This window comes from Streptomyces sp. NPDC087906 (assembly GCF_055584925.1).
Map to the genome: position 1 here is coordinate 265721 of NZ_JBVJLC010000009.1, position 18320 is coordinate 284040.

Genomic DNA, 18320 nt, shown 5'->3' on the forward strand with positions numbered 1-18320 from the left:
CGGCTGATGAACCTTCATACCGTGTGACTCATGAACCACACGCCACGCTTCCGCACCGTAGTCGGCTGCACCCTGCTGGTCGTGTCCCTCGGGGCGGGCGCGACCGCGTGCGCCGGCAGCGACAGCAGCCCGCTCTCCGCCGCCCCGTTCGACGCCGCCGACCAGATCTCCTTCCACGCCCCCGGCGGCACGTCGAAGGGCGACCTCGTCGGCCTCGACAAGCCGCTGGAGATCACCGCCAAGAGCGGCGACGGCCGCATCACGGACGTCACGGCCTCCGACACGGCCGGCCACTACCTCAAGGGCGAACTGGCCGCCGACGGCTCCCGCTGGCACTCCACGGCGCCGCTGACCGCCGGCACCCACTACACCGTCAAGATCGCCACGGAGGACGACGACGGCGCCCCCGGCGCCCGTACGTACAGCTTCCAGACGGCGACGGCGCCCGGCAAGAAGCAGCTCAAGGTCACCTTCGGCCCCGACGCGGGGGAGTACGGCGTCGGCCAGCCGGTCACCGCCGCGCTGAGCGCGCCGGTCAAGTCCAAGGCGGCGAGGGCCGTCGTCGAGCGCTCCCTGAAGGTCCGCTCCACCCCCGCCGTCGAAGGCGGCTGGCACTGGGTGGACGACAAGAACCTGCACTTCAGGCCCAAGGAGTACTGGCCCGCCCACGCGACGGTCACCGCCACCAGCACCCTGGAGGGCGTGAAGGTCGCCGGCAAGCTGTACGGGGGCGCCGCCAAGCCGCTCAGGCTCACCACAGGCGACCGGCTCGAAGCCATCACCGACGCCGCTTCGCACACCATGACGGTGCTGCGCGACGGCAAGGAGATCAACAGCATCCCGGTGACCACGGGCAAGCCCGGCTTCGACACCCGCAACGGCGTCAAGGTCGTGCTGGGCAAGGAAGCGTTCGTCCAGATGCGCAGCACCACCGTCGGCATCTCGGCGGGCAGCAGCGAGTCCTACGACCTGCCCGTCCACTGGGCGACCCGGCTCACCTGGAGCGGTGAGTACGTGCACGCCGCGCCGTGGTCGGTCGGCTCGCAGGGCTCGGCCAACGTCAGCCACGGCTGTGTCGGCATGTCCACCGACAACGCCGAGTGGTTCTTCAACACCGTCCGGCCCGGCGACATCGTGAAGGTCGTCAACAGCGACGGCCACACGATGGAATCTTTCGGGAACGGCTTCGGCGACTGGAACATGCCCTGGAACAAGTGGACCCAGGGCAGCGTCCTCCAGGCGTCGGCGGGCAGCGGGGCGGGCACCACCAACAGCGCCGCCGGCCCCGCCGACCCGGCCAGGCTGCGGCCGCAGCTCTGACCGCCGCCGTGCGCGGACAGGCCGTCAGGCGCCCACGGCGAGCCTGCGGCGCAGCAGGGAGGCCAGGGTGTCCGCGAAACCGACCGGTTCGACCGGGAGGGTCACAGCGGCCTCCGCGCGGCTCCAGGTGGCCAGCCAGGCGTCCTGGGGCCGCCCCATCAGCAGCAGCACGGGCGGGCAGTTGAAGATCTCGTCCTTGATCTGCCGGCAGACACCCATACCGCCGGCGGGCACGGTCTCCCCGTCCAGCACGCAGACGTCGATGCCGCCCTTGTCGAGTTCCTTGAGGACCGCGTGCAGAGTCGCGCACTCCAGGAACTTGACCGGGGGCACGTCCGCGGCGGGCCTGCGGCCCGCCGCCAGCCGCACCTGCTCGCGGGTGTTCGCGTTGTCGCTGTAGACCAGCACCGTGGCAGTCGGCTGCATTTTTCCTCCGTCACATCAGTACCGATGGGCGGATGCTACTCCGTCGGACAGCGTGTCAGCACCGGTTCCGCACCGGTAATCGCAGCACTTCACTGGGCTGTTCGGGCAGGACACGGGCCATGGACACACCGAACAGCACCCCCGGGAGTGAGGGCGGGATAAGCGACCGACATAATGTCGGTCGTGGCGACAGCAACGACAGTAGAAACCGGGCACGCGCACCCGTCGGTCAATCGGCCGAACCTCACCAGCGTCGGAACCATCATCTGGTTGAGTTCCGAGCTGATGTTCTTCGCGGCCCTCTTCGCGATGTACTTCACCCTTCGATCGGTGACGGGCGACACGCACTGGAAGGAAGTGGCGTCGAGCCTGAACGTTCCGTTCTCGGCGACGAACACCACGATCCTGGTGCTCTCCTCCCTCACCTGCCAGCTCGGCGTCTTCGCCGCCGAGCGGGGTGACGTGAAGAAGCTCCGCACCTGGTTCTCGATCACCTTCGTGATGGGCGCGATCTTCATCGGCGGTCAGATCTTCGAGTACACGGAGCTGGTCAAGAAGGACGGCATCTCGCTGTCGTCCGACCCGTACGGCTCGGTGTTCTACCTGACCACCGGCTTCCACGGGATGCACGTGACGGGGGGTCTCATCGCGTTCCTGTTCGTCCTCGGCAGGACGTACGCGGCGAAGAGATTCACCCATGAGCAGGCAACCGCCGCCATCGTCGTGTCCTACTACTGGCACTTCGTCGATGTCGTCTGGATCGGCCTTTTCGCCACGATCTATCTGATCAAGTAGCGGGCAGAGCGCCCGACGCGCTCGCATACAGTCCAGAAGCACCGACGCTGAAGATCCTGACACCGGGGTAATCCGTGAAAAAGCTCTCCGCACGACGACGCCATCCGCTGGCGGCGGTCGTCGTCCTACTCCTCGCGCTGGCGGCCACCGGGGGGCTGTATGCCGCGTTCGCGCCCGCCGACAAGGCCCAGGCCCAGGCGGGCTCCCAGTCAACCGCCAATATCACCGAGGGCAAGAAGCTGTTCGCCGTGGGCTGCGCGAGCTGCCACGGAATGGGCGGTCAGGGCGGTTCCGACGGCCCGAGCCTGGTAGGTGTCGGGGCGGCCGCCGTGGACTTCCAGGTCGGGACCGGCCGGATGCCCGCGCAGCAGCCCGGAGCCCAGGTGCCGGCGAAGAAGGTGATCTACACGCAGGAGGAGATCAACCAGCTCGCCGCGTACGTCGCCTCCTTCGGCGCCGGCCCGAGCGTGCCGACGTCCAAGGAGTACAGCCCCGCGGGCGCCGACATCGCCAAGGGCGGCGAACTGTTCCGTACGAACTGCACGCAGTGCCACAACTTCACCGGTGAGGGCGGCGCCCTGACACACGGGAAGGTCGCCCCCAACCTCGACGGTGTCGACCCCAAGCACATCTACGAGGCCATGCAGACCGGCCCGCAGAACATGCCGTCCTTCCCCGACACGACGATGCCCGAGCAGCAGAAGCAGGACATCATCGCGTACATCAAGTCGGTGAACGGAGCCGAGGCCGAGAGCCCCGGCGGCCTGTCGCTCGGTGGCCTCGGCCCCGTCAGTGAGGGACTGTTCGCCTGGATCTTCGGTCTGGGCGCGCTCATCGCAGGTGCCATCTGGGTTGCGGCCCACACCGCTAAGGCCAAGAAGTCATGAGTAGCCAAGAGATTCCAGAAGAGAACCTGCCGAGTGCGCAGGAGACCTCGCACAGCGAGGTGGTCACGGCGAAGGACCCCTTCGCCGACCCGGGCCTGCCGGCCCACCAGCCGCGGGTACAGGACATCGACGAGCGGGCGGCCGACCGGTCCGAGCGCGTGGTCGCCTTCCTGTTCACGCTGTCGATCCTGGCGACGGTCGGATTCATCGCGTGCTACGTGATCTTCCCGGTCGACAAGATCGAGTACATCTTCCCGTTCGGCCACGTCAGCATCCTGAACTTCTCACTGGGCCTGACGCTGGGTGTCGCACTGCTGTGCATCGGCGCCGGCGCGGTCCACTGGGCCCGGACGCTGATGTCGGACGAGGAGATCGCCGACGACCGCCACCCGATCGAGGCGTCCCCCGAGGTCAAGGCCAAGGTCCTCGCGGACTTCGCGGCCGGCGCCAGGGAGTCCGCCCTCGGCAGGCGCAAGCTGATCCGCACCACCATGTTCGGCGCGCTGGCCGTCGTGCCGCTCGCCGGCGTGGTGCTGCTGCGCGACCTGGGTCCGCTGCCCGAGAAGAAGTTCCGGGTCACGCTGTGGGCCAAGGGCAAGCAGCTCATCAACATGAACACGAATCTGCCGCTGCGCCCCGAGGACGTCGCCGTGGGCTCGCTGACCTTCGCCATGCCGGAGGGACTCAGCGAGGACCAGGAGGAGTTCCAGAAGGAGATCGCCAAGGCGGCCCTGATGATCGTGCGGATCCAGCCGGACGAGATCAAGGACAAGCGCGAACTCGAGTGGTCCCACGAGGGAATCGTGGCGTACTCGAAGATCTGCACCCACGTCGGCTGCCCGATCAGCCTGTACGAGCAGCAGACACACCACGTGCTCTGCCCGTGCCACCAGTCCACCTTCGACCTCGCCGACGGCGCGCGCGTGCTCTTCGGCCCGGCCGGCCACGCCCTTCCGCAACTGCGCATCGGCGTGAACAGTGAGGGTAACCTGCAAGCACTCGGCGACTTCGACGAGCCTGTCGGTCCTGCCTTCTGGGAGCGCGGATGAGTACTGCGACTGACGAGACGAACCGTACGGCGCCTGCGGGCGAGAAGCTCGCCGACTGGGCCGACGGCAGGCTGGGGATCTACACCCTCGCCAAGTCCAACATGCGCAAGATCTTCCCGGACCACTGGTCCTTCATGCTCGGGGAGATCTGCCTCTACAGCTTCATCATCATCATCCTCACGGGTGTGTATCTGACGCTGTTCTTCCACCCGTCGATGAACGAGGTGGTGTACCACGGCAGTTACGTCCCGCTCCAGGGCATCCGGATGTCGGAGGCGTTCAACTCGACGCTCCACATCAGCTTCGACGTCCGCGGCGGTCTGCTGATCCGGCAGATCCACCACTGGGCCGCGCTGATCTTCCTCGCCGGCATGTTCGTGCACATGATGCGCGTGTTCTTCACGGGCGCGTTCCGCAAGCCCCGCGAGATCAACTGGATGTTCGGCTTCCTGCTGTTCGTCCTCGGTATGTTCACCGGCTTCACCGGCTACTCCCTCCCGGACGACCTGCTCTCCGGCACCGGCGTCCGGTTCGTGGACGGCGCGATCCTCTCCGTCCCGATCGTCGGCTCGTACCTCTCGACGTTCATCTTCGGCGGGGAGTTCCCCGGCGGCGACTTCGTGGCCCGGTTCTACTCGGTCCACATCCTGCTGCTGCCCGGCATCATGCTCGGCCTGATCGTGGGTCACCTGATCCTGGTCGTCTACCACAAGCACACCCAGTACGCGGGCCCCGGCAAGTCCAACAAGAACGTCGTCGGCATGCCGCTGCTCCCCGTCTACATGGCCAAGGCCGGCGGGTTCTTCTTCCTGGTCTTCGGTGTCATCGCCATCGTCGCCGCCATCGCCTCGGTCAACCCGATCTGGGCCATCGGCCCCTACCGGCCCGACCAGGTGTCCACCGGCGCCCAGCCCGACTGGTACATGGGCATGCCCGAGGGCCTGATCCGAGCGATGCCCGGCTGGGAGATCAACTTCGCCGGACACACGCTCGTGCTCGGCGTGTTCATCCCGCTGCTGCTCCTGCCGCTGGTGCTCACCGCCATCGCCGTGTACCCGTTCATCGAGTCCTGGGTCACCGGCGACAAGCGCGAGCACCACATCCTGGACCGGCCGCGCAACGCCCCGACGCGCACCGCCTTCGGTGTCGCCTGGATCACCTGGTACATGATCCTGCTGGCCGGCGGTGGCAACGACCTCATCGCCACGCACTTCCATCTGTCGATCAACACGATCACCTGGGTCATCCGGATCGCGTTCTTCGTCGCCCCGGTCCTGGTGTTCATCCTCACCAAGCGGATCTGCATCGGACTCCAGCGCAGGGACGCCGAGAAGGTGCTGCACGGACGCGAGTCCGGGGTCATCAAGCGGCTGCCGCACGGCGAGTTCGTCGAGGTGCACACCCCGCTCGCCCAGGGCGACCTGTACAAGCTCACGGCGCACGAGCAGTACACGCCGGACGAGATCGGCCCCACGACCGACGAGAACGGTGTCGAGCGCAAGGTCTCGCCCGTCGAGAAGGCCAGGGTCAAGCTCAGCAAGGGCTACTACGGCGAGGGGAACCAGATCCCCAAGCCCACGGCCGAGGAGTACAAGGAGATCACGAGCGGCCACGGCCACCACTGATCCCCGGCCCGACAGCCGACACCACCGAGGGCCCCGGCCCGGCACCCCGCGAGGGGGCCGGCCGGGGCCCTCGGCCGTCCCCTCGGCGTATCTCACCGCCGGTGCGCGCCGATAGGCTTGCCGCCACGTCGGCCACGTCGGCCACGTCGCACCGGCCCTGCGGCCGGTCCCCAGACACCCAGGAGCGAGCATGAGCGCTGTTACCCCCGTCGGAGGCGACACCGTGGCGGCCCGCACCTGGCCGGGCGTCCTCACCCCGCTCATGCGCGGCCAGGACCTGTCCGTCGAGGACACCGCCTGGGCGATGAACCAGATCATGAGCGGCGAGGCGACCGACGTGCAGATCGCCGGCTTCGCCGTGGCGCTGCGGGCGAAGGGCGAGACGGTCGAGGAGGTCTCGGGGCTCGTCCGCAGCATGTACGAGCACGCCCGCACCATCGAAGTGCCCGGCCGTACCGTCGACATCGTCGGTACCGGCGGTGACATGGCGAAGACCGTCAACATCTCGACCATGGCGTCGATCGTCGTGGCCGGGACCGGCGCGAAGGTGGTCAAGCACGGCAGCCGCGCGTCGTCGTCGGCGAGCGGCGCCTCGGACGTGCTGGGGCAGCTCGGCGTCAATCTGGAGCTGACGCCGGAGCGGGTGGTCGAGGTCGCCGAGGAGGCGGGTATCACCTTCTGCTTCGCCGTCAAGTTCCACCCCGCGCTGCGGCACGCGGCGACGGCACGGGCCCAGCTCGGCACCCAGACCACCTTCAACATCCTCGGGCCGCTCACCAACCCGGCCCGGGTGCGCGCCCAGGCGGTCGGCGTCGCCGACCTGAGGATGGCGCCGATCGTGGCCGGCGTGTTCGCCGAGCGCGGCAACTCGTCGCTGGTCTTCCGCGGCGACGACGGGCTCGACGAGCTGACGACGACGGCGACGTCCCGGGTCTGGCTGGTCCGTGAGGGCAAGGTCACCGAGGAGGCGTTCGACCCGCGCGACGTCGGCCTGGAAATCGTCCCCGTCGAGGCGCTGCGCGGCGCCGACGCCGCCTACAACGCCGAGGTGGCCCACCGGGTGCTGGCGGGCGAGGAAGGGCCCGTACGGGACGCCGTGCTGCTGAACGCGGCGGCTGCCCTGGTGGCGCTCGACCAGACGGGAGACCCGCTCACGATGCAGCTCTCGGCGGGGCTCGCGCGGGCGGCGGAGTCGATCGACTCGGGCGCCGCGGGGCGGACGCTGGAGCGCTGGGTGGCGGCCTCGCAGCGCGTGTAAGGCGCGCGCGGGCCGTGGTGTGCGGCCCGGTCTCACCCCTGTCCGGAACGTGGAACGAGGTTGAGGCCGGGCGGCACCCTGTGCCAGACTCTTTTCCAAGGTCATGAGTGACAGCGTTAAGGCCCCGGCTTGCTGTCCGGCAACCCTCCGTCCGTGGCGGGGTGCCCCGGGTGAAGACCAGGCCGTAGGCAGCGAGGTCTACGGCAAGCGCGGACCCCTCTCTGCTGTGGGGTCCTGGTCCCCAGGGAGTCTGGCATGTCCGTGTTTTCCGATGTCGTCACCACCACCGCCCCGCTGCCCGTCCTCGGACGCGACGTCAGCGTGCCGCTGGTCACCGGCGGCGAGGTCAGCTACGCGGCGCTCGACTACGCGGCCAGCGCGCCCGCGCTGCAGCGGGTGTGGGACGACATCGCCGCGTACGCGCCGTACTACGGCAGCGTGCACCGCGGCGCCGGCTACCTGTCGCAGCTCTCCACCGACCTGTTCGAGAACAGCCGCCGCACCGTGGCCGAGTTCCTCGGCTGCCGCGCCGACGACCAGGTCGTCTTCACCCGCTCCACCACCGACTCGCTGAACCTGCTCGCCGCCGCCGTGCCGGCCGGCTGTCAGGTCTTCGTCTTCGAGACCGAGCACCACGCCGCGCTGCTGCCGTGGCGGGCCTCCGGTGTGAGCGACGTGACGTACCTGGACGCGCCCAGGACCCCGGCCCAGGCCGTCGAGATCCTGGAGCGGACGCTCGCCGCGCGCACCGGTGAGGGGCCCGCGCTGGTCTGTGTGACCGGGGCTTCGAACGTGACGGGCGAGCTGTGGCCCGTACGGGAACTGGCCGCTGCCGCGCACGCCAACGGCGCGCGGATCGTGCTCGACGCCGCGCAGCTCGCGCCGCACCACCCGGTGGACATCGCCGCGCTGGACGTCGACTGGGTGGCCTTCTCCGGACACAAGCTCTACGCGCCGTTCGGCTCCGGGGTGCTCGCGGGCCGCGCCGACTGGCTGCTGGCCGCCGAGCCGTATCTGGCGGGCGGTGGCGCCAGCCGTAAGGTCACGCGCCGCGACGACGGTGGCGTGGACGTCGACTGGCACGCCAACTCGGCCCGGCACGAGGCGGGTTCGCCGAACGTGATCGGGGTGTACGCCATCGCCTCCGCCTGCAAGGCGCTCACCGATGCGGGCTTCGACTCGCTGGTGGCCAGGGAGCAGGAGCTGGTCGGCCGGGTGCGGGCCGGACTCGCCGAGGTGCCGGGGGTCAAGGTGCTGTCGCTGTTCGGGGACGACGCGCCCCGGGTGGGCGTCATCTCGTTCGTGGTCGAGGGCTGGAACAGCTCGCACTTCGCGGCGGCGCTCTCCGCCGAGTACGGCATCGGGGTGCGGGACGGCCTGTTCTGCGCGCACCCGCTGGTGCGGACGCTGCTGGACAGCGACCCGCAGGAGCCGGGGGAGTGCGGCGCCCCCGAGGCCGCGCCCGGCGAGCGCTCGCTGAACGCGATCCGGGTCAGCTTCGGCGCCGGCACCCCCGACGAGCATGTGGAGCGGTTCGTGGCGGCCGTGGCGGAGCTGGTGCGCGACGGCGCGCGGTGGAGCTACCGCACCGAGGACGGCCGCTGCGTCCCGGACCGCGACGCCGCGTAAGGACCGGGACGCGCCCGGCCGCGCGGACTCAGGCGTCGAGGCCGATCGAGAAGGCCGCTTCCAGGTCGTGCTGGGAGTACGTACGGAACGCCACGTGCGTGTCCGTGGCCTCGACGCCCTTGATCTTGCTGATGCTGCCGGGGATGACATCGGCCAGGTCGTCGTGGTTGGCCACGCGCACCATGGCGATCAGGTCGTACGTCCCCGTCACCGAGAAGACCTCGCTGACGCTGTCCAGCGCCGCGACGGCCTCCGCGATCTCGGGGATCCGGTCCACGCTGGTCTTGATGAGCACGATCGCGGTGATCACGGTTGGCGTTCTCCCTCGGTGGCCCCGGTCTGACCCCCCACTCTATCGGTACGCCAGTACCGCACCCAGGCGTAGAGGAACCCTCCGCCGAACCCCACGAGGTGCGCGAGATAGGCGACGGCAGGGCCGTCCGGCGGGGTCTGCTGCTGCGCCACGTACTGCAGGGCGAACCAGAAGACCAGCACGATCCAGGCGGGGAAGCGCAGCGGCAGGAAGAAGAGGAACGGGAAGAGGCTGGTGACCCGCGCCTTGGGGAAGAGGTAGAGGAAGGCACCGAGCACGCCGGCGATCGCCCCCGAGGCCCCGACCAGGGTCTCCTGCGACGAGGCGTTGGCGACGGCGTAGGCGGTCAGCGCGAGGTAGCCGACGACGAGGTAGAACACGGCGAACCGCAGCCGGCCCATGCGCTCCTCGGCCATCGCGCCGAAGACGTAGAGGAACAGCATGTTGCCGAGCAGGTGCAGCCAGTTGCCGTGCACGAACAGGGCGGTGAGAGGGGTGAGCAGCGCGTGCGGTGACCCGGTCAGCAACTGGCTCGGGATGACGCCCCACCGTTCGAAGTAGGCGCTCTGCGCCGCGAGCAGCGCGTCGCCTCTCCCGTACACCGGATTGAAGCCGGACAGCGGACTGGCCAGGAAGGCCAGACAGCACAGCCCGATCAGGCCGTAGGTCACCACAGGGCCGTCGTCCGTCGTCCGCCACCTTTTCACTGACAGAGCATGTCGTACGGGGGCGTACCGGTACAGAGTGCCTCGCCGGGGTTCGGGGTAGGCGGTGGGTAAGCGGAAGGCCGTAGGGTTACGCCACCGCGGGCAACGGCGGTGGCGGGCGACGAGAAGAGGACGGCACGATGGCGACGGTTCCCCAGCCGACTTCCGAGCAGCGGTGGCGTTGTGCCCTGTGCGGCAATCTCACCCGGTTCGACGTGACACGTACGTCGAAGGCCGTCGAGTACGTCCATCTGGACCTGGCAGGGGATCCGAAGGTCGAGGAGCGCGAGGTGGTCAGTGAGACCATCGAGTCCGTGCGGTGCCGTTGGTGCAACGCGGTGGATCAGATCGAGCTGGTGGACAGGCCGGGCGCCGGCTCCTGAGGGAGCCGCCCGAAAGGGGTAGTGGGGTGACGGATCGTGGAGCAGCCCGCAAGCGGTGCTGAGTCGGCCGGCGCGGCCGACGGCGACGCCGCCGAGGTGCTCGACCGCCCGCTGCCCGACGGGGTCAGGCGGCGGGTCGTCGCGCTGGTCTCGGACGCTTTCGGCGGCCTGACCGTCGCCGAGCTGCCCACGCAACTGCGGCAGTACGCCCGTTTCACCCCGAACAGGCGCGCGAAGTTCGCCGGCAACGCGATGGCGGCGGCGCTGGAGAGCGACCCGCTGTTCCGCCAGCGGATCGGCGAGCGGCTGGCCGCGGCGCAGCCCGAACTGGCCGAGGCGTTGGAGGCGGGATCGCCGCCGGCGGCCGCCGATCCGGTCGACGTGGCCGCCGCCGCGTACGTACTCAGGCCCCCCGGATGGGTGAAGTTGGTGACCGCCGCGGGCGAGGAGGCCCTGCGGGCGGAGGCGGAGCGCGCCGACGAGGAGGCCAGGCGCGAGCTGGCGCAGTTGCGGGACGATCTCGCCGCCGCCCGTGCCCAGACGAAGAGCGAGACGGAGCGGCTGCGCGCCGAGCTGGAGTCCGTACGCAAGGACGCGGAGTCGCTGCACCGCAAGCTGCGCAGCGCGCAGAGCGACGTGAAGCGCGGCGAGGCGGCGCTGCGCCGGGTCAACGCGGAGCTGGAGGGCGTCAGGTCGGAGAGCGCGGCGCAGGTGTCGGCGGCCGAGAGCGAGACCCGGCGGATCAGGGCGCGGCTCGCCGAGGCGGAGTCCGCAGTCGAGACCAGCAGGCGCGCGGCGCGCGAGGGCCGTTCGATCGAGGACATGCGGCTGCGGCTGCTGCTGGACACGGTGCTGGAGTCGGCCCAGGGGCTGCGCCGCGAGCTGGCGCTGCCGCCCGCCTCCGCGCGGCCCGCCGACACGGTCGACGCGGTCGAGCCCGGCCGGATGTCGCCGAAGGACGTGGCGGCGCGTGCGCTGTCCGACACGGACCCCGCGCTGCTCGACCAACTGCTGGCGCTGCCGCAGGCGCATCTGCTCGTCGACGGCTACAACGTCACCAAGACCGGTTATCCGACGATGCCACTGGAGAAGCAGCGGCTGCGGCTGCTGGGCGGTCTCGCCATGCTCGCCGCGCAGTCGGGCGCCGAGATGACGTGCGTCTTCGACGGCGCCGAACTGGCCGCTCCCGTACTGCTCGCGCCGCCGCGCGGGGTGCGGGTGCTGTTCTCCAAGCCGGGGGTCACGGCGGACGAGCTGATCCGCCAGTTGGTCAGGGCGGAACCGCCGGGCCGGCCCGTCGTGGTGGTCTCCACCGACCGCGAGGTCGCCGACGGAGTGGCGAAGGCCGGTGCCCGGCCGGTCGCGTCCGCCTTGTTGCTGAAGCGGCTTTCGCGCGCCTGAGCAACTGGTGAGGCTAATGCCCGAATTGATGGCTTCACGTCACAACATGGCGTCAAATAGTCATCACTGAACGTGTGCTGTACGTAAATTATGCCTTCGAGATCAAGATTTTTCTCGTGAGGATTTGAACTGATCACAAGAAGGTCACTAAGGTCAGGTCGAACCTTCGCGCGGTCGATCACCCATCCGGGGTGTCGGCGAAGGCACCGCCGAATCCACGCAGTTCAGCTCAGCACGGGGGAGCCGAACATGTGGAGCCGGGACATGTGTCCCCCTTTGCCCGGTAGGCGGCTGAGGAAGAAGGAGCTCGCCTTCGTGGCGTCCCACCGTCGTCCCAAGCCTCCGAGCCGCACCCGTGTGACTGTGCTCACCGCCACTGCCGCCGCCGCCGTCGCGCTGACCTCCCAGGCCGCGCACGCCGACCCGAAGCCCACCACGAAAGACGTCAAGGCCAAGGTCGAAGGCCTGCGCCACGACGCCGAGGTGGCCACCGAGAAGTTCAACGGCGCCAAGGAGCAGCAGGACAAGCTCACCAAGCAGGTGAACGCCCTGCGCGACAAGGTGGCCCGCGGCCAGGACGAGCTGAACGAGCTGCGCGACAGCCTCGGTTCGATGGCGAGCGCCCAGTACCGCAGCGGTGGTATCGACCCCTCGGTGCAGCTCTTCCTCTCCTCGGACCCGGACACCTACCTGGACAAGGCGTCCACCATGGACCAGGTGAGCGCCAAGCAGGCCGACGCGCTCCAGCAGATCCAGGCGAAGCAGCGCACGCTGGCCCAGGAGCGCAAGGAAGCCCAGGACAAGGTCAAGGACCTCGCGGACACCCGCAAGGAACTCGGCCAGAAGAAGAAGGACGTCCAGGAGAAGCTGGCCAAGACGCAGAAGGTGCTGCTCACCCTCACCGCCCAGGAGCGCGCCTCACTCGCCGACGACGAGAGCCGCGCCAACCGCGCCAGCAGCCGGGTCGACCTCGGCGCCTCCGTGCCCGCCTCGCAGCGCGCCGCCGCCGCCTTCGCCGCCGCCCAGACCCGTATCGGCATGCCGTACGTCTACGGCGCGACGGGCCCCGGCTCGTTCGACTGCTCGGGACTCACCGGCTGGGCCTACGCCCAGGCCGGCGTCTCGCTGCCGCGCACCTCGCAGGCCCAGGGCGGCGCCGGCCCGCACCTCTCGGCGAGCCAGCTCCAGCAGGGCGACCTGGTCATCTTCAGCGGCGGCAGCCACATCGGCCTGTACGCGGGCAACGGCCAGGTGCTGCACGCCCCGCACCCGGGCGCCAACGTCCGCTACGAAGCCATGAGCAACATGCCGTTCAACTACGGCGTGCGCGTCGGCTAAGCCGCTCTCCCGCCGCTGACACCCGCCCATTCGGGCGAAATAACGCGTCCTCCGCTGACGCCGCGCCCCGCCGATGACCTGTTGGTCTCCGGCGGGGCGTCACTTTGTATGCCCGGTGGGGTCGTTGGCCGTCCCGTGTCCGCCCGGCTACTGTCTGCATCCGCGCGGCAGGTGCCGCGCGGAGCGCGCCCGGTGCGTACGGCGCGCACAGCGGAAGGAAGTGCGGCTCTCTCGTGGTCTCCCATCGGCGTCCCTCACATTCCGGCCTGGTCCTGACCACCCGCGTGACGGTCCTGTCCGCCGCCGCGGCGACGGCGGCCGCCGCACTCGCCGCGGCCCCCGCGGGCGCGGCCCCCAAGGACACGCCCGACACCACCCGGTCCAAGGTCGACCGGCTGTACGAACAGGCGGAACGGGCCACGGAGCAGTACGACAAGGCCGACGAGCGGGCCGACGCGCTCCGCAAGCTCCTCGGCCGCTCACGGGACCGGGTGGCACGCGGCCAGGACCGCATCAACCAGATGCGCGGCGCGCTCGGTTCGGTGGTGAGCGCCCAGTACCGCTCGGGCGGCATCGATCCCGCCCTCGCCCTGCTGCTCTCGTCGGACCCCGACACCTACCTGGAACGCGCCTCTCTGCTCGACCGGGCAGGGGAACGCCAGTCGGGCGCCCTGGCCGAACTCCAGCAGGCCCAGCGGACCCTGAACCAGGAACGCGCCACCGCCACCCATGAACTCGCCGAGCTGGAACAGAGCAAGGCCACCGTCGCCCGGCACAAACGCACCGTCCAGGACAAGCTCGCCAAGGCCCGGCGGCTGCTGAACACGCTGCCCACCGCCGACCGCGCCTCCTACGGCCGCGCCTCGCGCTCGACCGGCCGGGCCGACGACCTGTCCCCGGCCGGCGGCCTCGGCCCCGCCTCCTCGCGCGCCGCCGCCGCCGTCATGGCGGCCAGACAGGCCGTCGGCCGGCCGTACGTGTGGGGTGCCAACGGCCCCTCCGGCTTCGACTGTTCGGGCCTCATGCAGTGGTCGTACGCCCGCGCCGGCGTCGGCCTGCCCCGCACCTCCCAGGCCCAGCGCTACGCGGGCCACCAGATCCCGCTCTCCCAGGCCAGGCCCGGCGACCTCGTGGCCTACCGCGCCGACGCCAGCCACATCGCGATGTACGTCGGCAACGGCCAGGTCATCCACGCCCCCTACCCCGGCGCCCCGGTGCGCTACGACCCCGTCGGCATGATGCCGATCTCCTCCGTCACCCGCGTCTGAGCCGGCCCCCCGTACGATCTCCGGCATGCGCCGCCGTAACGCCCTCCTGGGACTCGCCGGGCTCCTGCTGGCAGGCTGCGGTTCCCCCGCCGCGGTGCCCGACCGGGCCACCCCGCAGATCGGCCGGACCCTCGACCGCAGGGCCGAGGCGCTGCTGCACCGCGACGAGAGCGGCTACCTCGCGGCCGTCGACCCGGCGGCCCACGCGCTGCTCGCCGCGGAGCGCGCCGAGTTCCGGAACCTCGCCCAGGTGCCGCTCAGCTCATGGACGTACCGCCTCGGCCCGGTGCGGCGCACCGGGGACCGCGCCACCGTCCGGGCCGACCTGCGCTACCGCATCGCCGGCTACGACAGCGCGCCCGTCTCGACCCCCCGCACCCTGGAGCTGCGCGAGCGGCACGGCCGCTGGTACGTGACCGCCGACCGCCCCGGCGAGGGCGGCGCCCAGGCACTGTGGCAGCAGGGCCCGGTGACGGCCGTACGGGGCGCCCACAGCCTCGTACTCGGCGCTGGACAGAGCGACACCGTGCTGCGGTCCGTGTCCGCCGTCGCCGAGGCCGCCGTACCGGCCGTGAACGCCGCGTGGCCCGGCCCCTGGGCGCACCGGGTCGTCGTGCTCGTCCCCGGCTCGCTGACGGCCATGGCGGCGCTCCTCGGGGCGCCGGCCGCCAGCTACACCGGCATCGCCGCCGTCACCACGGGGGAGACCGGCGGCTCGGGAGCCACACCCGCCGACCGGATCATCGTCAACCCCGAGGCGTACGCCGAACTCGGCGCCTTCGGGCAGCACATCGTGCTGACCCACGAGACCACCCATGTCGCCACCCGCACCGTCACCTCGGCGGCCACCCCGACCTGGCTCTCCGAGGGCTTCGCCGACTGGGCCGCCTACCGCACCTCCGACCGCACGGCGGCCCAGATCGCACCGGAGCTGCGGGCCGCCGTCCAGCTCGGCCATGTCCCCGCCACGCTGCCCGACGACCAGGACTTCGCGTTCGGCGGCGACGCCGACCGGTTGGCCCAGGCGTACGAGGGCGGCTGGCTGGCCTGCGAGCTGATCGCGACCCGCTGGGGCGACCGGCGCCTCACCGACTTCTACCGCGCGGTCGGCGAGCACGGCGGCAGGGACGGCGCCGTGGAGAACGCGCTGAACGACGTGCTGGGGACGACCCCCGACGACTTCACCGCGCTGTGGCGCGGCTATCTGCGGCAACGGCTGGGCTGACGTCCGCCGCGGGCTCCCGCCGCCGCGGGACCGTACCGCGCCACAGCCGTTCGCACGCGCTCAGCGTCGCGGCGACCAGCAGCCCGTTGCGTACGAGGAGCAGCAGTACGCCGCGCAGGTCACCGCCGACCACATGGCCGAAGCCCAGCGGGAACTCCAGCAGCGTCACCCCGGTGGCGACCAGCACCAGCACGGCGGGCAGCGTCATCCGGCTCTCCCGCAGGACGAGGCAGACGGCGGCGAGCCCCACCAGCCACAGCATGTACTGCGGGCTGATCACCCGGCTGGTCGTGGTGAACAGCAGAACCGCAGCGAACCCCGCGTCGCCCGGCGTGCTCGCGGTGAACTCCCGCGCCGCGATCCGCCACCACAGCAGCCACCCGAAGGCCAGCACCGACAGCGCCATCGCCGCCGACGACACGAGCGGCACGTGCGGCCCCACGAACTCCACCGAGCCGTAGTTGAGCAGCACCTGGCCGTGCCAGCCGAAGTGCCGGGCGATCTGGAAGACAAGCCCGCCCAGCGACTCCACCTCGGTGCCCCGGTCGCGCTGGTACGTCAGGAACGCCAGCGAACCCGGCATCGCCACGGCGGCCACCAGCACCACGGCAGCGCCGGTGACGGCCGCCGCCGCCCACGACACCCGGGTGGTCCGGCCGCGCGGCGTGCCGAGCAGCACCAGCACCGGCCACACCTTCAGCATCGCGCCGAACCCGGCGAGCGCGCCGAGCACCCCGGGCCGCCGGACCCCGGCGAGCAGCGCGGCCACCGCGACCGCCGTCACCATCAGGTCGTACCGCGCGTACGCGGTCGGCCCCAGCAGCGGCACCCCCGCCACCCACACCCAGACACCGCGTAGCGACCTGCCCGGCCGGGTACCGGCCCGCAGCAGCAGCGCGAACGCCACCGCGTCGCAGAGGAACGCCACGACGAAGAACGCCGACGCGTACGCCAGGAACGGCAGCGCGCCCGGCGACAGGATCGCGAGCGCAGCCGCCGGCGGGTACTGCCAGGTGACGTCCCCCACCGGATAGCTGCCGGACTTCAGCACCTCGAACCAGCCGTGGTAGATCACCGACACATCGCTGGTCACATCGGGCCCCGGCACGACGACGACCTTGAAGACACAGAGCAGCAGCACCGCCCGGGTGACGATCCACACCACCACAGGGAACCGTGCGCCCACCATGATCATCCCGTCGTATTCGTACGTACTGGCGGGAGACATGATGCCGGTGCCGACGGGCCGGGGGCCACAACGGCAGGACCGGCGCGGCCGTTCGGTACTGTCGGCGACCATGCGCAAGACCCTGATCGTCACGAACGACTTCCCGCCCCGGCCCGGCGGTATCCAGGCATTCCTGCACAACATGGCGCTGCGGCTCGACCCCGAACGGGTGGTTGTCTACGCCTCGACGTGGAAGCGCGGCGAGGAGGGCGCGGCGGCGACCGCCGCGTTCGACGCGGAGCAGCCGTTCACCGTCGTACGCGACCGCACGACGATGCTGCTGCCGACGCCCCGCGTCACCGCCCGCGCCGCCGGGCTGCTGCGCGAGCACGGCTGCGAGTCGGTCTGGTTCGGCGCTGCGGCCCCGCTGGGCCTGATGGCCCCGGCGCTGCGCCGCGCAGGCGCGCACCGCCTGGTCGCCACGACGCACGGCCACGAGGCGGCGTGGGCGCAACTGCCCGCGTCCCGCCAGTTGCTGCGCCGCATCGGCGAGGGCACGGACACGATCACCTATCTCGGCGAGTACACCCGCTCCCGCATCGCGGCGGCGCTGACGCCGGCCGCAGCCGCGCGGATGGTCCAACTGCCGCCGGGCGTCGACGAGAAGACCTTCCACCCGGGCTCGGGCGGCGCGGCCGTACGCGAACGGCTGGGCCTGACGTCGCGCCCGGTCGTGGTCTGCGTGTCGCGGCTGGTGCCGCGCAAGGGCCAGGACACGCTGATCCGCGCGATGCCGTCGATCCTGGCGAGCGTGCCGGACGCGGTGCTGCTGATCGTGGGCGGCGGCCCGTACGAGAAGTCCCTGCGCGCGCTGGCGGAGACGACGGGCGTCGCGGCGTCCGTCCGGTTCACGGGCCCGGTCCCGTGGTCCGCCCTGCCCGCGCACTACGGGGCGGGTGACGTCTTCGCGATGCCCTGCCGCACCCGGCGCGGCGGCCTCGACGTCGAGGGCCTGGGCATCGTCTACCTGGAGGCCTCGGCCACGGGCCTGCCGGTGGTGGCGGGCGACTCGGGCGGCGCGCCGGACGCGGTGCTGGAGGGCGAGACGGGCTGGGTGGTGCGGGGCGGTGGCGCGGCGGAGACGGCGGAGCGGGTGGTGACGCTGCTCGGCGACGCGGAGTTGCGGCGCCGGATGGGGGAGCGGGGGCGGAGCTGGGTGGAGGACCGCTGGCGCTGGGACTTGCTGGCGGGGCGGTTGCGGTCGCTGTTGTAGCCGTTCGCTTGCGCGTCCGGCGCGGTTGCGTTGGCGGGTCTGGGTTGCGGTCCGTTCGGCTGGTTTCGGTGTCCGGGGCCTCCGGAGGGGGGTGTCCGGACTGCGGTGTCGCCGTCCGGCGGGGGCGGCCGGGTGCGGTGGTTGCGGTGCGCTTGTCGGCTGCCGGGTTCCGGGGCCTCCGGAGGGGGGTGTCCGGACTGCTCGATCGCTAGAACTCCTACGCTTTACGTCCGGACACCCCCCTCCTGCGACCCC

The 18320-nt window shown here is 71.0% G+C and carries 17 protein-coding genes and 1 riboswitch; of the genes, 13 read left to right on the forward strand and 4 right to left on the reverse strand.

The features are described from left to right. Window positions 1-30: 30 nt before the first annotated feature. The gene (locus tag ACZ63I_RS25705; RefSeq protein WP_469341349.1) at window positions 31-1320 is read left to right on the forward strand and encodes a L,D-transpeptidase; all 1290 of its coding nucleotides are present in this window, start codon (window positions 31-33) and stop codon (window positions 1318-1320) included. A 24-nt stretch (window positions 1321-1344) separates the two neighbouring features. Here the strand turns inward: ACZ63I_RS25705 and ACZ63I_RS25710 are convergent, their stop codons facing one another. After that, window positions 1345-1746, reverse strand: coding sequence for a hypothetical protein (locus ACZ63I_RS25710; protein ID WP_041990588.1), 402 nt, complete (start codon window positions 1744-1746; stop codon window positions 1345-1347). 174 nt (window positions 1747-1920) lie between these two features. On the opposite strand from ACZ63I_RS25710, the gene ctaE reads away from it, so the two are divergent. The 6 genes from ctaE to ACZ63I_RS25740 all read left to right on the forward strand — a co-directional run bounded on the left by ctaE (window position 1921) and on the right by ACZ63I_RS25740 (window position 8989). Beyond that, window positions 1921-2541, forward strand: a complete 621-nt coding sequence (gene ctaE, locus ACZ63I_RS25715; protein ID WP_469341350.1) for an aa3-type cytochrome oxidase subunit III — start codon at window positions 1921-1923, stop codon at window positions 2539-2541. A gap of 74 nt (window positions 2542-2615) precedes the next feature. Beyond that, window positions 2616-3428 (forward strand): cytochrome bc1 complex diheme cytochrome c subunit, encoded by an 813-nt coding sequence (gene qcrC / locus ACZ63I_RS25720; protein ID WP_469341351.1) that lies wholly within the window; start codon window positions 2616-2618, stop codon window positions 3426-3428. Beyond that, window positions 3425-4477 (forward strand): cytochrome bc1 complex Rieske iron-sulfur subunit, encoded by a 1053-nt coding sequence (gene qcrA, locus ACZ63I_RS25725; protein WP_469341352.1) that lies wholly within the window; start codon window positions 3425-3427, stop codon window positions 4475-4477. Before qcrC ends, qcrA begins: the two co-directional genes overlap by 4 nt. Continuing rightward, complete coding sequence (gene qcrB, locus ACZ63I_RS25730) at window positions 4474-6102, forward strand: cytochrome bc1 complex cytochrome b subunit (RefSeq protein WP_469341353.1); 1629 nt, start codon at window positions 4474-4476, stop codon at window positions 6100-6102. Before qcrA ends, qcrB begins: the two co-directional genes overlap by 4 nt. A gap of 190 nt (window positions 6103-6292) precedes the next feature. Further along, window positions 6293-7360: an anthranilate phosphoribosyltransferase gene (trpD, locus tag ACZ63I_RS25735; protein WP_469341354.1), complete on the forward strand. Its 1068-nt coding sequence runs from the start codon at window positions 6293-6295 to the stop codon at window positions 7358-7360. Between the two features lie 99 nt (window positions 7361-7459). Further along, window positions 7460-7576, forward strand: a riboswitch (SAM riboswitch). 39 nt (window positions 7577-7615) lie between these two features. Then, window positions 7616-8989 carry an aminotransferase class V-fold PLP-dependent enzyme gene (locus tag ACZ63I_RS25740; RefSeq protein WP_469341355.1) on the forward strand — a complete coding sequence of 458 codons (1374 nt, stop codon included), beginning with the start codon at window positions 7616-7618 and terminating at the stop codon, window positions 8987-8989. A gap of 28 nt (window positions 8990-9017) precedes the next feature. On the opposite strand, the gene ACZ63I_RS25745 is transcribed toward ACZ63I_RS25740, so the two are convergent. Together ACZ63I_RS25745 and ACZ63I_RS25750 are read right to left on the reverse strand one after the other, a co-directional pair. Next, on the reverse strand, window positions 9018-9299 hold the full coding sequence (locus ACZ63I_RS25745; RefSeq protein WP_469341356.1) for an Lrp/AsnC family transcriptional regulator: 282 nt from the start codon (window positions 9297-9299) through the stop codon (window positions 9018-9020). Then, the gene (locus tag ACZ63I_RS25750) at window positions 9296-10009 is read right to left on the reverse strand and encodes a rhomboid family intramembrane serine protease (RefSeq protein ID WP_469341357.1); all 714 of its coding nucleotides are present in this window, start codon (window positions 10007-10009) and stop codon (window positions 9296-9298) included. Before ACZ63I_RS25750 ends, ACZ63I_RS25745 begins: the two co-directional genes overlap by 4 nt. Window positions 10010-10149: 140 nt before the next feature. On the opposite strand from ACZ63I_RS25750, the gene ACZ63I_RS25755 reads away from it, so the two are divergent. The 5 genes from ACZ63I_RS25755 to ACZ63I_RS25775 all read left to right on the forward strand — a co-directional run bounded on the left by ACZ63I_RS25755 (window position 10150) and on the right by ACZ63I_RS25775 (window position 15624). After that, window positions 10150-10392 (forward strand): hypothetical protein, encoded by a 243-nt coding sequence (locus ACZ63I_RS25755; RefSeq protein ID WP_041990606.1) that lies wholly within the window; start codon window positions 10150-10152, stop codon window positions 10390-10392. 36 nt (window positions 10393-10428) lie between these two features. Continuing rightward, a complete protein-coding gene (locus ACZ63I_RS25760; RefSeq protein WP_469341358.1) occupies window positions 10429-11793 on the forward strand; it encodes an NYN domain-containing protein in 1365 nt (454 codons plus the stop codon). 315 nt (window positions 11794-12108) lie between these two features. Then, on the forward strand, window positions 12109-13131 hold the full coding sequence (locus ACZ63I_RS25765; RefSeq protein ID WP_469341359.1) for an NlpC/P60 family protein: 1023 nt from the start codon (window positions 12109-12111) through the stop codon (window positions 13129-13131). Between the two features lie 233 nt (window positions 13132-13364). Further along, window positions 13365-14399, forward strand: a complete 1035-nt coding sequence (locus tag ACZ63I_RS25770) for a C40 family peptidase (protein ID WP_469341360.1) — start codon at window positions 13365-13367, stop codon at window positions 14397-14399. 25 nt (window positions 14400-14424) lie between these two features. Next, window positions 14425-15624, forward strand: coding sequence for a hypothetical protein (locus tag ACZ63I_RS25775; protein WP_469341361.1), 1200 nt, complete (start codon window positions 14425-14427; stop codon window positions 15622-15624). Here the strand turns inward: ACZ63I_RS25775 and ACZ63I_RS25780 are convergent. After that, window positions 15581-16819 (reverse strand): glycosyltransferase 87 family protein, encoded by a 1239-nt coding sequence (locus tag ACZ63I_RS25780; RefSeq protein ID WP_469341379.1) that lies wholly within the window; start codon window positions 16817-16819, stop codon window positions 15581-15583. The genes ACZ63I_RS25775 and ACZ63I_RS25780 overlap by 44 nt on opposite strands. Window positions 16820-16922: 103 nt before the next feature. Here ACZ63I_RS25780 and ACZ63I_RS25785 point away from each other — a divergent pair, with 103 nt between their 5' ends. Further along, complete coding sequence (locus ACZ63I_RS25785; RefSeq protein WP_469341362.1) at window positions 16923-18065, forward strand: glycosyltransferase family 4 protein; 1143 nt, start codon at window positions 16923-16925, stop codon at window positions 18063-18065. Window positions 18066-18320 lie beyond the last annotated feature (255 nt).